The following is a 17,773-nucleotide window of genomic DNA, read 5'->3' as shown; positions in this document are numbered from 1 at the left end:
TTGAAATTTAAAAATAAGAACCAAGCATTATGACCAAACGTAAAGGCATTATTCTGGCCGGTGGCTCCGGCACCCGTCTCTATCCAGTCACCATGGCAGTGAGCAAGCAACTACTGCCCATTTATGACAAACCGATGATCTACTATCCGTTAAGCACCCTGATGCTGGCCGGTATTCGCGATATTTTGATCATCAGCACGCCGCAAGACACCCCCCGTTTCGAACAATTGCTGGGTGATGGCAGCCAGTGGGGCCTGAACCTGCAATACAAGGTACAGCCGAGCCCGGACGGTTTGGCACAAGCCTTTATTCTGGGGGAAGAGTTTATCGGTTCAGACCCCTGTGCGCTGGTGCTGGGGGACAACATCTTCTACGGCCACGACCTGCAGAAACAGTTGGAGGCGGCAGCGGCCAAAGAGAGCGGTGCGACCGTCTTTGCCTACCATGTGCACGACCCGGAGCGTTATGGGGTGGTGGAATTTGATAAGCAAGGTACCGCTATTTCACTGGAAGAGAAGCCGTTGGAGCCCAAGAGCAACTATGCAGTGACCGGCCTCTATTTTTACGACAACAGCGTGGTGGAAATCGCCAAGAGCCTGAAGCCGTCGCCGCGTGGTGAGCTGGAAATTACCGATGTGAACCGTATCTACCTGGAACAAGGTAATCTGTCGGTGGCCATGATGGGCCGTGGTTATGCCTGGCTGGATACCGGCACCCATGAAAGTCTGATTGAAGCGAGTAACTTTATTCAGACCATCGAGACCCGTCAGGGGCTGAAAGTGGCCTGCCCGGAAGAGATTGCCTATCGAAAGAAGTTCATTGACGTAGAACAAGTGAAAAGTCTGGCGGCGCCACTTGCGAAGAATGCCTATGGCCAGTATCTGCTGAAGCTCATCGCCAGAGCTTAATGTATTCATAAGTAGGCTCAGTTTTTTCCTCTCTAGCATCACAAGGTGTGGGTAATCCAATGAATGTAATTAAAACCTCTATTCCTGACGTGCTCATCTTTGAGCCACGCGTGTTTGGTGATGACAGAGGTTTCTTCTTCGAAAGTTTTAATCAAAGAATCTTTGAAGAAGCGGTGGGGCGAGCGATTGAGTTTGTCCAGGATAACCATTCACGCTCGAGTCAGGGTGTACTACGTGGGCTCCATTATCAGCTGGCTCCGCATGCACAAGGGAAATTGGTGCGTTGTGTCGTTGGTGAAGTGTTTGATGTCGCGGTGGATATCCGAAAAGGCTCGCCGACCTTTGGGCAATGGGTAGGCGTCAACCTCAGTGCACAAAACAAACGACAGTTGTGGATCCCGGAAGGGTTTGCACATGGTTTTTATACTCTAACAGAAAACGCAGAGTTCTTATACAAGACAACTGAGTACTATTTTCCAGAGAATGAAAGGTCATTAATGTGGAATGATTCAGACATTGAAATAGTATGGCCTATAGAAGGTAAACCATTACTGTCAAAGAAAGATCTTTCAGCACAATGTCTGAAAGATATAATTAGGGCATGGTAAATATTGTGAATAAACAAAGTATATATATTACATGGTCTTTAGTTAAAAGAGATATAAGTGCTAAGTATAGAGGAACTATATTTGGTGCAGTTTGGAATGTAATTAATCCATTGTTTATGCTGTTGGTATATTCGACTGTTTTCTTACATGTGTTTAAAGCCAGATGGGCGGTTGGTGATAGTGAATATGCAGACTACGCGTTAATGCTCTTCATTGGTATTGTTACGCATGTTTATATATCTGAAGTGATGGCTAATGCTGCTACGATAATAAGAAGCAATGCCCAGATTGTTAAGAAAGTCGTTTTCCCCATAGAAGTGTTACCTCTGTCAGTAGTGCTCTCTTCAACGGTCAATTTTGTCATTGGTATTCTATTGTCAATAGTTTACTCTTTATATATGGGATACATATCATCATTTTCTAGTTTCATATATATACCATTAATTATAATGGTATATATGACAACACTTCTAGCAATTTCATATGTTGTTTCATCTGTCTCTGTCTTTGTAAGGGACATACAACAGATAATTCCGGCTGCAAGTTTAGTATTGCTTTTTACTAGTACTGTATTCTTCTCAATTAAAACTGCCCCAGCATCACTTGCCAAATTCCTATATTTGAACCCGATTAGTATTATAGCTGATGCATTGAGAGAGATAATATATGGTGGGGAGTTGTCACTTAAACGGGTATTTTACCTTTTTATCGTGTCACTAATTGGATTGTTTATCTCATCAAAGATCTTTAGTAAATTAAAACTAAGTTTTAGTGATGCTCTATAATCATATATAGTATTTATCAGGTGGTAAAAATGAAAATTGGAGAGCTCCTAGTATCTAAAGGATATATAACAAGTGATAATGTTGATGAAATTCTAAAAATACAGTTAGAGCACTCATCTGAAAACGTAAGGTTTGGTGAGATATGCATATCTCATGGATTTTGCTCGGAAGCAGAGGTGATCAGTGCGCTTGCTGAGCAACTTGGCCTATATACACTGGATGTTTTTATTGATGAAACTATTGGCCAGATAGATAATATACAAACAGAGTTAGTTGATTCATTTTTTCACTCAGAATGGTGGCGACAGCGCCAAGCGTATCCATTGTTGGTTGACAATGCAGTTCTTTACGTTGCATTACTTGATGTATGGGATTCTTTTGTAGCTTCTTCTCTGAAGAAAATATATGGAGTTCAGGTCGTTCCTGTTCTTGTCTCTAACTACGAATTACGTAAGCTACATTCTGGGATACAAGAAAGTACCTCGACTAATTTAAAAGGTGAACAGGAGCGGCATGATATATCTTCTGCGCCTGTCGTTAGATTCGTTAATGAATGTATTCAAAGTGCGATTAAAAATAAAGCATCAGATATACACTTTGAAATTAACAAAGATACTTTTATTGTTCGTTTTAGGATAGATGGCGTTTTAAAAACAACTGACAAACCTGGTATATCTCAGCATGCCGCGATCATATCAAGAATTAAACTAATGTCTGGTTTGGATATATCTGAGCGTAGGCTTCCGCAAGATGGACGAATGCGAGTTAGGCTATCAGGAGTTTACATAGATATCCGGGTGGCCACCACGCCAACTGTGCATGGTGAGAATGCGGTACTACGCTTATTAAGTGGGAGTAAGTCCTCTGAGAAACGTGAACTTAACATGTTTCCAGATCAACTTTCTATAATCAGTGAAATAATAAATCAAAGAAACGGTATTTTCTTGATCACCGGCCCAACAGGAAGTGGTAAAACAACCTCGTTGTATACCTTGTTGGAGCAAATCAATGATGATGATAAGAAAATAATCACTGTTGAAGATCCTGTTGAATATCAAATGTCTGGGCTGACACAGATTCAAGTGAATAGTGAAATAGGACTAGATTTCGCGACTGTGCTTAGGTCTGCTTTAAGGCAAGATCCCGATGTTATGCTCATTGGTGAAATGCGCGATAAAGAAACAGCACAAATAGCAATACAGTCTGCCCTGACAGGACATTTTGTTTATTCAACATTGCACACAAATGATGCCCCTAGCAGTTTTATTCGTCTCAAAGATATTGGCATTCCTGATTATCTAATTAAATCAACCATTGTGGGGGTTATGGCTCAGCGATTACTTCGTAAGCTATGTCCTGAATGCTCGGTTCCATACCCATTACCTGCAGAAAAGGTAGGGGTTGATTGGAGTGCATTTTCGGATAAATGGGCACATTTGTTGCCTAAACACGTAGAATTTAAGTCTCCTTTCGGTTGTGAAAAATGCAACTATACAGGTTATAAAGGGCGTATAGCAATTTTTGAGCTAATGCGGTGGAATAATAGCTATGACTGTGACATTAATTCATCATCATTAAATATGGTTGCTAATGACCAAGGAATGAGAACACTGAAAGAAGACGCCATTTTACGTGCTGCCTATGGTGAAACATCTCTTGAAGAAGTTATGAGAGTAGTGGGATGAACTACTTTAAATATATAGTAAGAACCTCTAATGGTCAGCTATTAAATGGATGGATTCAAGCTGAAAATGAAGAAAATGCTAACAAGATACTGACGTTACGTGGATATAGTGTTATTTTACTCGAGAAATATCGGGGAGTTGTTAAGGCAAAGATATCACGAGAAACTCTAATGACGACCCTTCGGGAGCTGGCTACTCTCAGGCAGAGCGGTATGCAACTGGATGAATGTCTTACGTCATTAATAGAAACCACGTCAGATAGCCATCTTACAGCAGCTCTGAAAAGAATGAAGTCGGATATATCATCTGGTTCATCTCTGTCTGACTCTGTCGCGAGCTTGCCCGATATTTTTCCTTACTATGTGTCGCCCATGCTGAGGTTGGGTGAGGAAAATGGCAGTATCCATGAGTCCCTCATTAGCATTGCTGAACGAGTCGAGCGAGAAGAAAAAATAGTTTCTGAGGTGAAAACAGCCTTAACATATCCAGTATTTTTGTTGGTAGTATGCTTTTCTGTTGTATTTTTCCTATTTTTGTATGTTATTCCAAATTTCAAGTCCATGGTTACAGATGAAGCGGCTGCTGCAGGTAGTAGCTTAGTGCAGCTAATCTCGGTATCAGACTTCATTAACAATAATATAATTTTGATATTTTTGTCAATTGGCTTGGTGATATCCGCTCTTATATATGGAGTTAAATATGGGACATTGTACGAAAAGCTGCTTTCATTACTGTTAAAATTACCTTTTTTCTCTACCCTTTTCAGGGCTTGGGTTATAGTGCAATTCAGTGGTAGCATGCAGAAACTGTTAGAGTCAGGCGTTGAGCTGGTTGATGCGGTTGAATTATCTGCAAATGCAATGTCCGGAGAAAAGGGGCGGAGAGATATCCAAAGAGTTATCCAGAGAGTTAAAGAAGGTGAGCGATTAGCTGATGCATTAGCAACTTATAATGTTTTCCCGCTCGTTGTCATTCGACTGATTAAAACTGGTGAAATTGGTGCTTCATTGCCAATCTGCTTTAAAGAAATTAATGCTTTATATGAGAGACGACTTTCGAAAGGGATAAGGCAAATACTCTCAATTCTGGAACCATTGGTAATAGTAATTATGGGTACAATCGTTGGTTCAATTATGGTCATACTTATTTCTGGTATTATCTCTGTGAATGATATAGGGTGGTAAAATGAAGTTGAATAAGATGCGTGGTTTTACTCTCATTGAGTTATTAGTTGTATTGGTTTTAATTTCACTATTGGCTGGTTTGGTGGGACCAAGATTATTCCAAAAAGTTGGTTCATCAAAAACCAAAGTTGCTGAAGCTCAGATCGAACTGCTTGTGTCTGCACTGAACACTTATAGACTAGACAACGGTGACTATCCAACGACAGAGCAAGGTCTAGGTGCGTTGTTCCGGGCTCCGGAAGGTAGCGTTAGCTGGGATGGTCCTTACTTGGCAAAAGAACTTCCGAATGATCCGTGGGGTCGTCCATATCATTATGAGTTAAAAAACACTGGTGAATATGCACTATATACTCTTGGTAAGGATAACCGTAAAGGTGGTGAGGGTGAAGATAAAGACATAGGCAGATTCTAATGTACGTAAAAGGATTTACCATGATTGAGTTGTTAATCGTGGTCTCACTCTCTGCACTATTAACTGCTGTTGTGGCCCCAAATCTATGGGGCCAATTTATCAGATACACTGAAAGAAATCACATTGAAAGATATTTGGCTGATATAAAAAAAAACATGTTGGAAAATAGGAAGGATGGACGTTACTTTATCTTTTCTCCCGAGCAGAAAGAGACGAAGGAAATATCAGGAAAGCATAAGATAGAAATCGTTAGTGGTACTCCTGTGATCTTTCGACCTGACAGAGTTTGTTCAGGGGGGGAGGTTCTTGTAAAAACTGAGTCAAATAATATTTGGCGATTATCGTTTACCAATCTGGACTGTCAATTAACTTTGTCTTATGAGAAAAGAAAATAATGGTTTTACTTTGATTGAAGTGCTGATCGCATTAACTATTATGGCGACAGTAAGTGCTTTAGTCTTTCGATTTGTGGGTGAAAGCTCTTTCAGAATATCGCGAGTCGACAAAGTCCAAGAAAGAATATCTTTTGAAGAAAATGTATTTAATTCATTGCAAGATATAAATCCGCTAAAAGTGCAATCAGGTGTGGGAGAGATTGGTGATCATCATTATGAGTGGAATGCTGAACCAATAAGTGGTGTTTTTCCGATTCGTTCAGAAGACGTAGCCCAACCTGGCTATGATTTACAGATGTATAAGATAACGGTTAACTACAGTCTATATAAAGATAGTCATCGCGCATTTTCATTTGAATTAATTGGTTGGCATGAAAAATAAAAAAATAAATGGTTTCACGTTGGTTGAGTTGCTTGTGACCATAGTGATTTTTTCCTTCTCAATATCTATCGTTCTATCCGGCCTTGATCAAGGGCGTCTTGCTTGGTCTCGTTTAGAAAAAAAAGTTGAAATGAGTGGCATGTTGCAGTCTAGATTTAACTGGCTATCAATGATGTTTAATGATAGCAACGCAACACTGTTTCCACTTAGTTATGGTGAAGCAAGTCCTTTCTTTAGAGGTAATGATCAAAGTCTTTATTTATTAACAGGCTCTCCGATCCTATCGGGTCCTGGTAATTATGCAACCGTCACTCTTTGGTTCTCCAGTTATAGAAATGGCTTTACTCTCAACTATGCAGAAAAAAAAAATGCGGATCCATTTTATGGAAATCAATATTTTGATAGGGATAAGGAAACAATAGCATTATTAAGTAATATTAAAACCTATTATATCAGATATCTTGCTCCCATCCGCGAACCTAGCGAGGGAGAGTCAATACCTATGAGTGAAGAAAAGTATTATAGAAGTGAGCCGGTATGGCTCGATTTCTTTGATAGTAATAAAGAGATGGCCATGCCACTACTTGTCAATATTAGTATGGTCTTAGCGAATGAAAAGAGGATTGATTGGTTTTTTCCGGTTACCCGATACACATCAAGCAGTCATATTGATGATGAGATTTTCAAAAAATGAAGCGTAGCATGGGCATGGTGCTGCCAATGACGCTGATTGTAATGACAATATTAATCAGTATTAGTCTGATGATTGTCATCCGCACCGATACGTTGTTAACAGAGCAGGCATATGAAAAAAGCCGTTGGGCTGCACGATTGAAAATTAATGATGCAGAACACAGATTATTTTTATCTATGCTTGTCGGAGAGCAAGAACCCGGAGGTTTCTCACTAGGCAATGTATATATTCCTGTCGATGGTGAGCCTCTTAAGCTAAGTAATGACGTCACCGTCAGAGTACAAGATCAGGCTGGTGTTCTAAGTCTGCGTTTTTATGATCATGACAAGATGAGTAAGCTGTTGAGTAGCTATCAAGTTAGCGATCCTCGAGCTGTCTCAGAACTCATATTCAAATGGCAAGATCGTCACAGTAACTATGGAAGAGGCGCATTATTTCGTTCACTTGATGAACTAATGCTGATCGAGGGGATCTCGCCTACAGTATACAATGGTGAGTATAGTGATGGCTTGAGAGACTATACTGCCCTCCTAGGGTCATCATGGGTTAATTATGCATCTATTCCTGATGGTCTTTTATCTCGTGATATATTTGGTTTTAGTCCTGCTCAAATAGATAAAGTTAAGTATTATAAGCGTAAGCGGCAATGGCGGTTATTGTCCGAGATTATATCTAAAAATGGTTTAAGTAATGAAGGTCTTGAGTTAACACAAAGTTCAAGATATTATATATATTTTGAGTATAATGGATATCGGTCTCGTGGAGAATATCAAATTAGAACCACTAGTAGGTTCCCACCCAGGCGTAGTCTCTGGCTCTTCCCTGATAATGAGCGATTTGTCATAAAAAATGATTAATTACTTTAAAAATAAGCTGTCGTCGTTTTTCTCCGTAACTGTTGTTGACGCTGTGGCTACTAACAGTTCTGATATTTTATTGAGTTCTACCTATATCCAAAGTAGGCAGTTTCACAAGGTGGTTGGTCTTATACCACAAAGTCATTGTCTATTTAAATATTTGGAATATGAAGTAAGTCTAGTCAGTCGCTCAGCACTTGAACAATGTATTCAGAATGAGCTGGCTTCATTAGTAGAATGGACGCATAGTGGTCACTATTACTTAGTTTATCATCGCAATGATAAATGGCGAATTGCGCTATGGTTTTGGAATAAAGAAGAGGTTCACTTTCCTTGTCCTGTGACTCATGTTATACCCTCCCTTGCATATCATTGTGGTATTTTTTCTATAAGAAAAAAGCAAGGCCTTCTCTGCTATCAAGAAAATAATAATCTTTTCGGTTGTTTGGTTTCTCGCCATGGGGAAATTCAAGAGTTTTATCCGCTTGACAACCCGCTCTATGAGCGCTGGTTTCATTCTCTATCAACGCAAGATATAGATATCTTTGCCACGCATGATTATATAGAGTTTTCGGGTAAATTACTGGATAGATATAAAATAAAAGCTCCAGCCCCTGGCGTGTTATCAGCAGGAAAATGCGCTGGTTATTTTGATGTTGGTGCCCCCTGGGATTATAAAAAACAGTTTGCAGTTTTTTTTTGTGCCAGCCTGATTTTTATGGCATCTGATCTTGCTGTTCTGCATATGAAGTCTAATATGCTTGAAAATGAGTTAGTTAATCTAAACAGCTCAACTAATGACCTAGTAAAAGTCAGAGCTGATATCGTTTATAAAAGCAGTATTCTTCGCCATCTCGCTGAAACAAAGAGGATGCAGCAAACTGTAGTACAGCTTTTAGAAATGTTAATAAAAAAGTTACCCAGTGATGTACTCTTAACGGACTTTAGCTATGAGGGGGGGCGAGCGATCATTCAGGGTAGTGTTAAGGATAGTGTCCAATTACTCGATGTTTTGGGCGCACAGCCGATGGTCTCTCAAGTCCGGTTGCTCGGTGATGTTACTGTTCGGAGAGATGGGGCTCAGGTTTTCAAAGCTGAAATTATTTTGGTAAAAATGAATGAACTTTAAATTTTATTTTAGAGAAGTGAACAGAGAGTCATTCCTAAATGATTTTAATAGCCCATTAGTGCAGTGGGTGTCTCTAATTATTGTTAGTATAATCTTATTCTCATTATTCTATGAGCCATATTTAGACTATCGTGCTCGGATAAGAGAAAACATGTTTGCTGATATGAAGAAAATTGAGCGTCTTGAGCGAATAAAAAACAGTCGAGATACTTTAGAGTACCAAAATAAAGCTATCAATGAGCAGTATAATCAACTTCTCGGTGGTCTCCTTGATAGTAAAAACTACAACCGTGGTGTTGCGGAGCAAGTTGGCCTTATTGAAATTGCATATAAAGAGAATTCACTTGTATTTGGCAGTCGCCGTTTTCAAGAGCCAACAGTACGTCCATGGGTGGGTGAAAAAATTAGTAGTCAGTGGTCGTTCAGTGGTGGCTCACAGAACGTTGTTGATTTTATATATAATTTGTCTTCATTAAATAAAATAATTCTCCCTGAGAAAATAACAATTACTATAAAAAATGATCAGAAAGCCGAGATGACAACATCACTGGTCTCATATCGGCAGCTTCCTCCTAATGAACTTCGCTTTCAGAGTCGTGAAGGAAATCGATCGTGACATCATGGATAAGTGTAAAGTCTATAATTATTTTATCAATATTGACTATTGTTAATGGGGGCTACAACTGGATAGTATTCACTCCATCTGATACTGATAGTTCCATGCAGGACAAAGCAATAGAAAACGTTGTGCCTATAGCTGCACCAGTGAAGTATATCGGCAATCCTTTTACTGTAACTCGTGAAAGAGTAGAGGCTCCTGTATCAGATGATACTGGACCTGATGATAGTAAGAATCAAGCGCTTGAACTACGGCTAGTTGCGATTAGTATGCGCGGTCAAGAACGTGTGGCAGTCTTTCAGGGAAAGACGCTGATAGCGGTGAAAACTGGGGAGCAGTTAGCCGGTGTAGGTAAAGTCATTAATATATTTAAGCGACAGGTTGAAATAGAGAAAGATAGCAAGATTAAAGTATTTGAGATTTTCCCCATTCCTGTACAGCCTCAATAAGGCTAACAATATTTTCAAAGAGGTCATATTATAATGAGCACAATTGCTCGTCGTTTTTCTCTTACGCTGGTCTGTAGTGCAGTGTTAGCTGGCTGCGCAGCTACTCCGACAGTAGGAGTACAACCTGTTATTGAAAGTCAAAACGGTAGTGTGGTGCCAACCACTATTTTGGCAGAGAAAAAAATCAACAAACAATTGAGTCCGGCACAGAATATCACGCAGAGTGTCCGCTCTGCTCCTCTGCTTCGCTCACAAGATCGTGATTCGGTCGGTGCGGCCAAGTTGGTTTTGCCAACAGAGCTCTTAAGCTTAAGTGCGGATAAAATGCCAATTAATAATTTTATTAATTTGGCTCTTGGTGAAGTGCTAGAGTTAAACTATATTGTCGACCAATCATTGCAAAGTAAAACTGAGCCAGTGACTCTGAGGGTTGCCAAGCCTGTTGATGCGCGTCGTCTGTTAGGTTTAGTTGAAGAAGTATTGCAAGTTAATGGCGTAGCATTAGCGCTGGAAGATGGTGTGGTGAAAGTGATTCCAGCTGAAAAAACAGCTAACGCTATTCCGACCATTGTGTCCGGCACTGTTCAGCCAGCATTGCGTTATGGTAAAGTGGTGGAAATTATACCTATCTTCTATCTTCCATTAGGGCAGGCAACCACCTTGGCCGAACGAATGGTGAAAGAGAGCAGTGGAACCGTATTAATGCAGAACAATCTTAATGCATTAATGGTCATTGCCAAACGAGATGAAATAAATCAACTGCATAAGATCCTTACTGAAGTAGATATTCCTAACCGTGTCGCATCACATTTGTCTGTAGTGCAACCTTCATTTCTCACACTGGAGGAACTTACAACAGATCTAGTTAAAGCACTCGATGCGGCGAGTGTTCCTGTCAGCTTAAATAAGGGCGTTAATGGTGTAGTCTTGGTGCCAATGTCTAATAACACTTTATTAGTTACGGCAAGCACACAAGCATGGCTAGATTATACGCGTGACTGGGTGCGGAGACTTGATAAGCCACGTCCAACCGGTGGCAGTGATGGGGTTTACGCTTACTTTTTAAAAAATACGAAGGTTGCTGATACCTGGGCCGTTGTATCATCTATTTTTGGCAACGGCGATGCCTCTGTTTCACAGAAGCAACAGGGTGAAGATCTACTGGCTGCTGCAGAGCAAGTCCGTGAGCGGCAGAATGATACGGGTACAGCAAGAGCTTCTGATCGTAGCTTGAATAGTGAGCCGGGAAACCGTGGTTCGCTTGCCCCGAAAAAGACGAATTCGCAGACGATGAGTGTGATGACTGATCAGTATCGGGTTGTTGTGGATGCGAAGCGTAACGCTCTTATCTTTAGCGGTCGTTATAGTGATTACCAGAGATTGGTCGAGTTGTTACAGTTTGTGGATCAGCGCCCTCGTCAAGTCTTGCTCCAGGCGGTGATTGCCGAGGTGAAAGTCACTAACGATAGCTCTCTCGGTTTTGAGTGGAATATTACTAAAGGTGATATTACCGGTGGCACTACAGGGCTGATTGGTAAGACGGGAAATCTTAATCTCAACGGTGTATTTGGTGATGTCACGGCCAAATTTTCGGCGGCATTGAGCGAAGGGAATGCAAAAGTTCTTTCTAGCCCGCGTCTTGTTGTTCTTGATCAGGAAACTGCAAGCATCAAGATTGGTGATCAAATTGTCGTAAAAACTGGCGAGATTTCAAACGGCAGTGGAGGCAGTGGTGATCCGCAGGTGACGACTAGCTACAAGTATATAGATACTGGCTTGTCACTTGAGATCACGCCCTCGATCAACGACGACGGCCTGATCGAGATGACAATTGCACAAGAGATCAGTTCTGTATCGGCTGGTGGAGGGGATACGCCACCGATCAACCGTCGAGCAGTACAGAGCAAGTTGTTAGCTGATAGTGGTAAGACCGTCTACCTAGGTGGCTTGCTTAGTCAGAATAAAACCGACAATGAGGAGAAGGTTCCCTTGCTAGGCGACATACCTGTTCTGGGCAACTTGTTTAAATATCAGACAAAGAAGCATGAAAAAACGGAACTGGTGCTTCTTATTACGCCATTTGTTATTACCTCCAAGGAAGAGGCTGATTTTTATACAGATCAATTCCGTACACTCAGCGGGTGGGATCCTATGCCCAAACGGTACCGATCAGCTGACGGGCAAGATTAATAAATATGTCAAATATAGCTATTTGATATTGAGGTGTGATTGTTTTTTGTTCGGTTCTGGTGCCTTTTTGTACATGAGTGTCATGCAAGCTACAAAAGGCGATCTTTGTCACAGATTAGTAATTGACACACATGAGCCTATGGCTAAGAATATGCAGGCGCACTTCGGAGCGCAGTGAAACTGTTGTATCTCACAGGACACGGACTGCAACAGTTAACTTTGTTTTGCGGGAAACTGTCGGTCTGTGCTCGGTGCTCACAGTGCATCGAAGGTTGATCAACGGATAGGCTCAGCCCTATTGAATAAATATCCAATAAGGATCCTTAAGGAAAACTTATGTTTAAGAAGACTCTGATTGCAGCGGCCATTATGGTTGGCGTTACCGCTCCGGCGTTCGCTGATGTCGTAATCACCCCGAACGACAACACTTTCGTCACCACTTCTCTGGCTTCTGTTACCAAGCAGCCGGTTCTGGATTTCTCTACAGCCCAGCAAAACCTGACTCTGAACTTCAGTGAGCTCGGTGATCTGAAAAACAATGGCTTCATTGTTATGGAAATCCAAGGTGACGGTCAGTTCAACGATGCTGAAATCCGTCAGTGGCTGTCCAATGGCGCCTTGGCCGCTCCGTTCCCTGGCTTGGAAGTAAGCCCGGATGGCATTGCTGCCAACAGCAGCGCCGTTGCCGATATTCAGAAATTCTTTAAGACCACTTCTGATGGCACCCAGCTGACTGTTGATCACACCATCGACAACAACGGCAAGCGTCTGCGTCTGGCTCTGGCCCCTGACGTTGAAGCTACTGCCGTTGCGGGTGCCGAAGTCCTGATGAAGCTGAGCCTGGCTAACCAAGCGTTCAAGCTGGTGTCTGGCTCACAAGGTACCGTAGCTCTGACTGCCGGTGCTCTGCTGAACGCTTCCTACACCGCTGATCCGGTAGCAACCAAGCCGTTGTTCAAACTGGGTAAGCTGTTCGAGCTGTCTCTGACTGATGCTGGTAAGGCCACTGCTCTGGTTTCTGAGGGCTTCCTGAAGCTGAACATCGGTGATGCCGATATTACTGCTACCGACTTCGCTCTGACCAACGTCACCACTAACCAAACCATTCAGCGTGATAAGGTTAACCTGACCCTCACCGGTGATGTAACCGCATTCAAGAAAGATGCAAACGGTAACATGCTGACCAAGGCTGGCGTCAACACTGGTTGGAAGGCTGCTGCTGATGGCCAGTCTGCTACTGCAGTTCTGGGTGCTGGTAACCTTGCTGGTGGTGTAGCTGATGCCCTGAATGCTCTGGGTACCCTCTACGTTGCCGCAGACAACACTGTTCCGGTTCCGGCTGTTAACTTCAGTGTTAAGGCTGAAATCCAGGGTGATAGCCAAGCTACTTATAACTACTTCAAGGATGAGCTGGCTGACCTGTTCATCATTACCCGTGACGGCATGAAGTTCGACACCATCACCACTGGTACCACTTCTTCCAACACCATTCACATCCGTGATGTATCCAAGATCCTGCCGGCTGAAGGCGGTAAGATCTTCGTAACTATCACTGAATATGCAGCTCACGATGCCAACGGCCGCGGTGAGGGTACTGTACTGGTTACTCGCAAGCCGCTATCTGTAACTCTGCCGAGCGGCGGTGCTGTTACTCTGAAGCCTGCTGATGTCGCTGCTGATGTCGGCGCTGCTATCACTGCAGGCCGTCAGGCTCGCTTCCTGTTCGAAGTTGAGACCAACCAAGGTGAAGTTGCAGTGAAGAAATCCAACGCAGAAGGCGTGGATATCCAGAACGGCACCCGTGGTACTGGTACTCTGGTCGATTTCACTCTGTAATCGATGCCATGGTATTAAGGGCGCTTCGGCGCCCTTTTTTATATACGATAATTCGTTCACTGACATACTCTGCCGTTAGTGATATGGCTAAGTCTTAAATCTAGAGCCATTTACTGGTATCATTAGCCATCTTGTTCTCTACCTTTTGACAATCCATGTCTAAGCCCGTTCTTGCCGTTACAGGTGTTAATAAGTCTTTTCCTATCTATCAAAGTCCATGGCAGGCCCTTTGGCATGCACTCAATCCTAAAGCTAATGTTAGGCTCTTTCATGCCTTACGTGATATCAGTCTAACCGTGTACCCTGGTGAAACATTGGGGATTGTCGGCCACAATGGCGCAGGCAAGTCGACTTTGTTGCAACTCATCACCGGGGTGATGCAGCCAGATAGTGGCCAAATTAGTTGTAAGGGACGCGTAGCTGGTTTGCTTGAGCTAGGTTCTGGTTTTAATCCCGAGTTTACTGGGCGTGAAAACGTGTTCTTTAATGGCGCGATCCTTGGGCTGTCGCGTCAGGAGATGAATGAGCGTTTGTCGCAGATTTTAGCGTTTGCGGCCATCGGTGATTTTATTGATCAGCCAGTAAAAACCTATTCTTCAGGTATGATGGTTCGTTTGGCTTTCTCGGTTATTATCAATACCGATCCTGATGTTCTGATCATCGATGAGGCCTTGGCGGTGGGAGATGATGCATTTCAACGCAAGTGTTATGCTCGTTTGAAGCAGCTCCAGGCTCAGGGGGTAACCATCTTATTGGTATCTCATTCGGCAGGGAGTGTCATTGAGCTATGCGATCGTGCACTGCTACTCGATCGAGGGGAAGTGCTATTGGAAGGTGAGCCAAAAAATGTCATTCATAATTATCACAAGCTATTGCATATGGAAGGGGATGAGCGAGATCGTTTTCGTGATCACTTATGCCAGACCGGGTTTGGTAATGGCTATGTGAGTGCATCGGTAGATATAGAAGCACCAAGCGTCACTACTTCTGGCGGCTTTTTGGCAGATATGACCCCACAATCGACGGTATGGTACGAATCTAACGGAGCACTGATTACTCAAGTTAGACTCGAGAATGCTGTGGGTGAAATAGTTAATGTCCTTGAGTCTGGACTGCGTTACCGATACTGCTTCAATGTCAATTTTGATCAAGAAGCATTTGAGGTTGGTTTCGGCATGCTAATAAAAACTCTCTCAGGCGTTGAGCTGGGGGGGGGGACTTCCACGCGTAATCATGAGCATCGAATTGCATATGTGGCTGCAGGAACTAAACTCGCGGTTGAATTTGATTTTGAGTGCGCTTTACGAAATGGTACTTATTTCTTGAACTGTGGATGCTCTGCCTTAATTCAAGGAGAGAGGACTTTTCTACATCGTGGGGTTGATGTCGCTATGTTCCAAGTCATTTGTGAGAGTGCTGATTCAACAGGGATGGTTGATTTTTCTCCTCTCATAAAATTAGACAACATGGTTCATGAAAAATGAAAAAAATAAATCTTTTTATCGTTGGTACGCAAAAAGGTGGAACAACAGCACTAGCTGATTTTCTCGCCAAGCATCCGAATGTCTATGTCGTTGATGGAAAAGAAGCTCATGTGTTTGACAACCCTGAATTGCAAAACACATCATTTGAATGCATAGATATGGCGTATCAGCAGCTATTAAGCCAATATAATGGGGAGGAGATTTGTTGTGATGCAACACCTATTTATATGTATTTTAAAGAAATTCCAACTAGGCTCTTCAATTATAACCCTAATGCCAGGATTATAATTATTCTTAGAGAGCCTGCTGAACGTGCTTTTTCTCATTATCAAATGGAGAAGAGACGTGGTGATGAAGAGCTTGGTTATTATTCCGCTCTTCTTTCAGAAAAAAAGCGACTTGCAGCAGATGCTGATCCTTACCAACTTGGCTCTGCTCATAGAGTATTTTCATATCGCAGCCGTGGGCATTACTTTTCACAGCTTGTAAACATATATTCATCTTTCCCGAAGGAAAATGTACTGATACTAACAAATGATCAGCTCCGTCTTCATCATCAAAGAACACTTGAAAAAGTAACTCATTTTTTAAATATTCCTAATGTGGAAATCCCTTCAGCGAAAATATTTAGTGGGGACTACCAAATTAAATTTAAAGAGCGTGTTGTCACTGGAATTTTAAAATTTTATTTTCTCTTTGAGAGAATAAAATTGAGAATTTATTACGGGGTTTCAATGTAGAGGTTTGTAACTGCGGAAGGATAAATATATATTGTATTTAATGTAAAATATTTAAAGTGGGATGTAATCGCTCACGTCTTATGTGCGAGATTCTATTATTTAGACTAATGCCTGTCTGTTTTATGAGCTTGCTCATTATATTTTTTACTAACTGGCGGTTATGATGAAAAATAAAGTTAGACGTTGGGTTGTTATTCTTGGTATGCACCGAAGCGGAACAAGTGCGATTGCCGGAGCGCTAGCCCACAGTGGAATTTCCTTTGGTGATTCATTTATTGAATTACAAGGAGATGTAAATGAAAAAGGGTTCTGGGAGCATGCTGAATTAGTAGCTATCAACGAGGCTATACTAAAAGAACTTAATGCAGCATGGTTTGACCCTTTCTCATTGTCAACTCAATTTGAGCAAGGGTGGCGTCCTAGTCCGTCCTTATTTAAGAGGATGTGTGGTTTCTTACGTCATGTGGAGTTCGCCGATGCAACATTGTGTGGATTGAAAGATCCTAGGTTGTCAGTCTTATTGCCTTGCTGGCGGTTGGCGATTAATGAAATGGGTGATGATGCATGTTATTTGCTAATGAACCGCGACATAGATCAAGTCGCCCGGTCGTTGCAAAAACGAGATCAGATGAGCCTTTTACTTGCTGGACTTCTTTGGGGGGAATATACTTTCTCCGCTGAATTCTATACTCAAGGTGAGTTACGCTTCTGGGTTGATTATGAGGCCATGCTTGCTGACCCTGTTAGTGTGATAGGCCAACTTCAACAGCAATTGTGTTTGCCAAGAACTGGCATTTCAGAATTTATTGATCCAACTATGCAGAGGCAGCAGCGACGTGGTGTTAATGAGCCTCGATTACCTAGCCTAGATGCTTTAGTTAATAAAATCGCATCCAGTGGTACTAATATTCTGCAGCATGATTGGTCCAATTTACGTTCCAATTATCGTGTGGAGCTTGCTACTGCGGATTTTTGGCTGAAAGCACTTGTTACAGATTTTCGCACAATTAATGCTGTTGTTGTTGCTTCTATCGACTTGGGAGATAGTCACTCTCAGGCATTGGTTACAATTGAGCGGCGCGATGAACAGCTTAGACAGGTTCATCAGCACTTACACGCCCTGGGGTCAGAGCACTCTGATGCACTTGATACATTAAAAAAACGTGACATTGAGCTTAAAAAGCTCAATGCATTACTCAAAGCTGAAGGCGAATCACATGGATATGCGATTAAAGTCGTGGAGCAGAGAGACCAGCAATTGAAAACGATGAAACTTCATATGGATGAACTTCAGCTACATATAGAAAATCTTCAGTTGCACAGAGGAAAGCTTCAGGCAAGTCTTGATGCTATTGCTACGCGACCGGTGCTACGCTGGTTTATTAATCGATTTGTTACTGAGTTGTGAGTATATAC

General features: G+C 42.1%; 18 protein-coding genes. All 18 read left to right on the top strand.

The window, feature by feature from the left end; translation table 11 throughout:
* Window positions 1-29: 29 nt before the first annotated feature.
* Window positions 30-908 carry a glucose-1-phosphate thymidylyltransferase RfbA gene (rfbA, locus tag ACB033_RS05440; protein WP_005302867.1) on the top strand — a complete coding sequence of 293 codons (879 nt, stop codon included), beginning with the start codon at window positions 30-32 and terminating at the stop codon, window positions 906-908.
* A gap of 59 nt (window positions 909-967) precedes the next feature.
* Window positions 968-1,516, top strand: coding sequence for a dTDP-4-dehydrorhamnose 3,5-epimerase (gene rfbC / locus ACB033_RS05435; protein WP_139432874.1), 549 nt, complete (start codon window positions 968-970; stop codon window positions 1,514-1,516).
* Between the two features lie 5 nt (window positions 1,517-1,521).
* Entirely contained in the window at window positions 1,522-2,301 is a 780-nt protein-coding gene (locus ACB033_RS05430) for an ABC transporter permease (RefSeq protein WP_240041783.1), read from the top strand.
* 29 nt (window positions 2,302-2,330) lie between these two features.
* A complete protein-coding gene (locus tag ACB033_RS05425) occupies window positions 2,331-3,986 on the top strand; it encodes a GspE/PulE family protein (RefSeq protein WP_139432878.1) in 1,656 nt (551 codons plus the stop codon).
* A complete protein-coding gene (locus ACB033_RS05420) occupies window positions 3,983-5,170 on the top strand; it encodes a type II secretion system F family protein (RefSeq protein ID WP_139432880.1) in 1,188 nt (395 codons plus the stop codon). The genes ACB033_RS05425 and ACB033_RS05420 overlap by 4 nt, the downstream gene beginning before the upstream one ends.
* Window position 5,171: 1 nt before the next feature.
* A complete protein-coding gene (gene gspG / locus ACB033_RS05415) occupies window positions 5,172-5,582 on the top strand; it encodes a type II secretion system major pseudopilin GspG (RefSeq protein ID WP_139432882.1) in 411 nt (136 codons plus the stop codon).
* Window positions 5,582-5,977 carry a Tfp pilus assembly protein FimT/FimU gene (locus ACB033_RS05410; protein ID WP_139725891.1) on the top strand — a complete coding sequence of 132 codons (396 nt, stop codon included), beginning with the start codon at window positions 5,582-5,584 and terminating at the stop codon, window positions 5,975-5,977. Before gspG ends, ACB033_RS05410 begins: the two co-directional genes overlap by 1 nt.
* Window positions 5,961-6,359 carry a type II secretion system protein J gene (locus tag ACB033_RS05405; protein ID WP_139432886.1) on the top strand — a complete coding sequence of 133 codons (399 nt, stop codon included), beginning with the start codon at window positions 5,961-5,963 and terminating at the stop codon, window positions 6,357-6,359. The genes ACB033_RS05410 and ACB033_RS05405 overlap by 17 nt, the downstream gene beginning before the upstream one ends.
* The gene (locus ACB033_RS05400) at window positions 6,349-7,053 is read left to right on the top strand and encodes a type II secretion system protein J (RefSeq protein ID WP_139432888.1); all 705 of its coding nucleotides are present in this window, start codon (window positions 6,349-6,351) and stop codon (window positions 7,051-7,053) included. Before ACB033_RS05405 ends, ACB033_RS05400 begins: the two co-directional genes overlap by 11 nt.
* A gap of 8 nt (window positions 7,054-7,061) precedes the next feature.
* Window positions 7,062-7,910 (top strand): hypothetical protein, encoded by an 849-nt coding sequence (locus tag ACB033_RS05395; protein WP_139725890.1) that lies wholly within the window; start codon window positions 7,062-7,064, stop codon window positions 7,908-7,910.
* The gene (locus tag ACB033_RS05390; RefSeq protein WP_240041782.1) at window positions 7,903-9,039 is read left to right on the top strand and encodes a PilN domain-containing protein; all 1,137 of its coding nucleotides are present in this window, start codon (window positions 7,903-7,905) and stop codon (window positions 9,037-9,039) included. Before ACB033_RS05395 ends, ACB033_RS05390 begins: the two co-directional genes overlap by 8 nt.
* A gap of 151 nt (window positions 9,040-9,190) precedes the next feature.
* Entirely contained in the window at window positions 9,191-9,655 is a 465-nt protein-coding gene (locus ACB033_RS05385) for a hypothetical protein (protein WP_240041781.1), read from the top strand.
* Entirely contained in the window at window positions 9,652-10,107 is a 456-nt protein-coding gene (locus ACB033_RS05380; RefSeq protein WP_139432894.1) for a hypothetical protein, read from the top strand. The genes ACB033_RS05385 and ACB033_RS05380 overlap by 4 nt, the downstream gene beginning before the upstream one ends.
* 33 nt (window positions 10,108-10,140) lie before the next feature.
* Complete coding sequence (locus ACB033_RS05375; RefSeq protein ID WP_162519923.1) at window positions 10,141-12,297, top strand: secretin N-terminal domain-containing protein; 2,157 nt, start codon at window positions 10,141-10,143, stop codon at window positions 12,295-12,297.
* A 336-nt stretch (window positions 12,298-12,633) separates the two neighbouring features.
* Complete coding sequence (locus tag ACB033_RS05370; RefSeq protein ID WP_139725889.1) at window positions 12,634-14,133, top strand: S-layer protein; 1,500 nt, start codon at window positions 12,634-12,636, stop codon at window positions 14,131-14,133.
* Between the two features lie 155 nt (window positions 14,134-14,288).
* Window positions 14,289-15,617, top strand: coding sequence for an ABC transporter ATP-binding protein (locus ACB033_RS05365; protein ID WP_139725888.1), 1,329 nt, complete (start codon window positions 14,289-14,291; stop codon window positions 15,615-15,617).
* Entirely contained in the window at window positions 15,614-16,357 is a 744-nt protein-coding gene (locus ACB033_RS05360) for a sulfotransferase (RefSeq protein WP_139432900.1), read from the top strand. Before ACB033_RS05365 ends, ACB033_RS05360 begins: the two co-directional genes overlap by 4 nt.
* Window positions 16,358-16,520: 163 nt before the next feature.
* On the top strand, window positions 16,521-17,765 hold the full coding sequence (locus ACB033_RS05355) for a sulfotransferase family protein (protein WP_139432902.1): 1,245 nt from the start codon (window positions 16,521-16,523) through the stop codon (window positions 17,763-17,765).
* Window positions 17,766-17,773 lie beyond the last annotated feature (8 nt).

Origin of the sequence: Aeromonas sp. S15(2024), assembly GCF_041402265.1 — a bacterium.
Taxonomy (GTDB): Bacteria; Pseudomonadota; Gammaproteobacteria; order Enterobacterales; family Aeromonadaceae; genus Aeromonas; species Aeromonas dhakensis.
The sequence above is the reverse complement of the archived record's forward strand: the minus strand, read 5'-3'. Positions and strand labels throughout refer to the sequence as shown.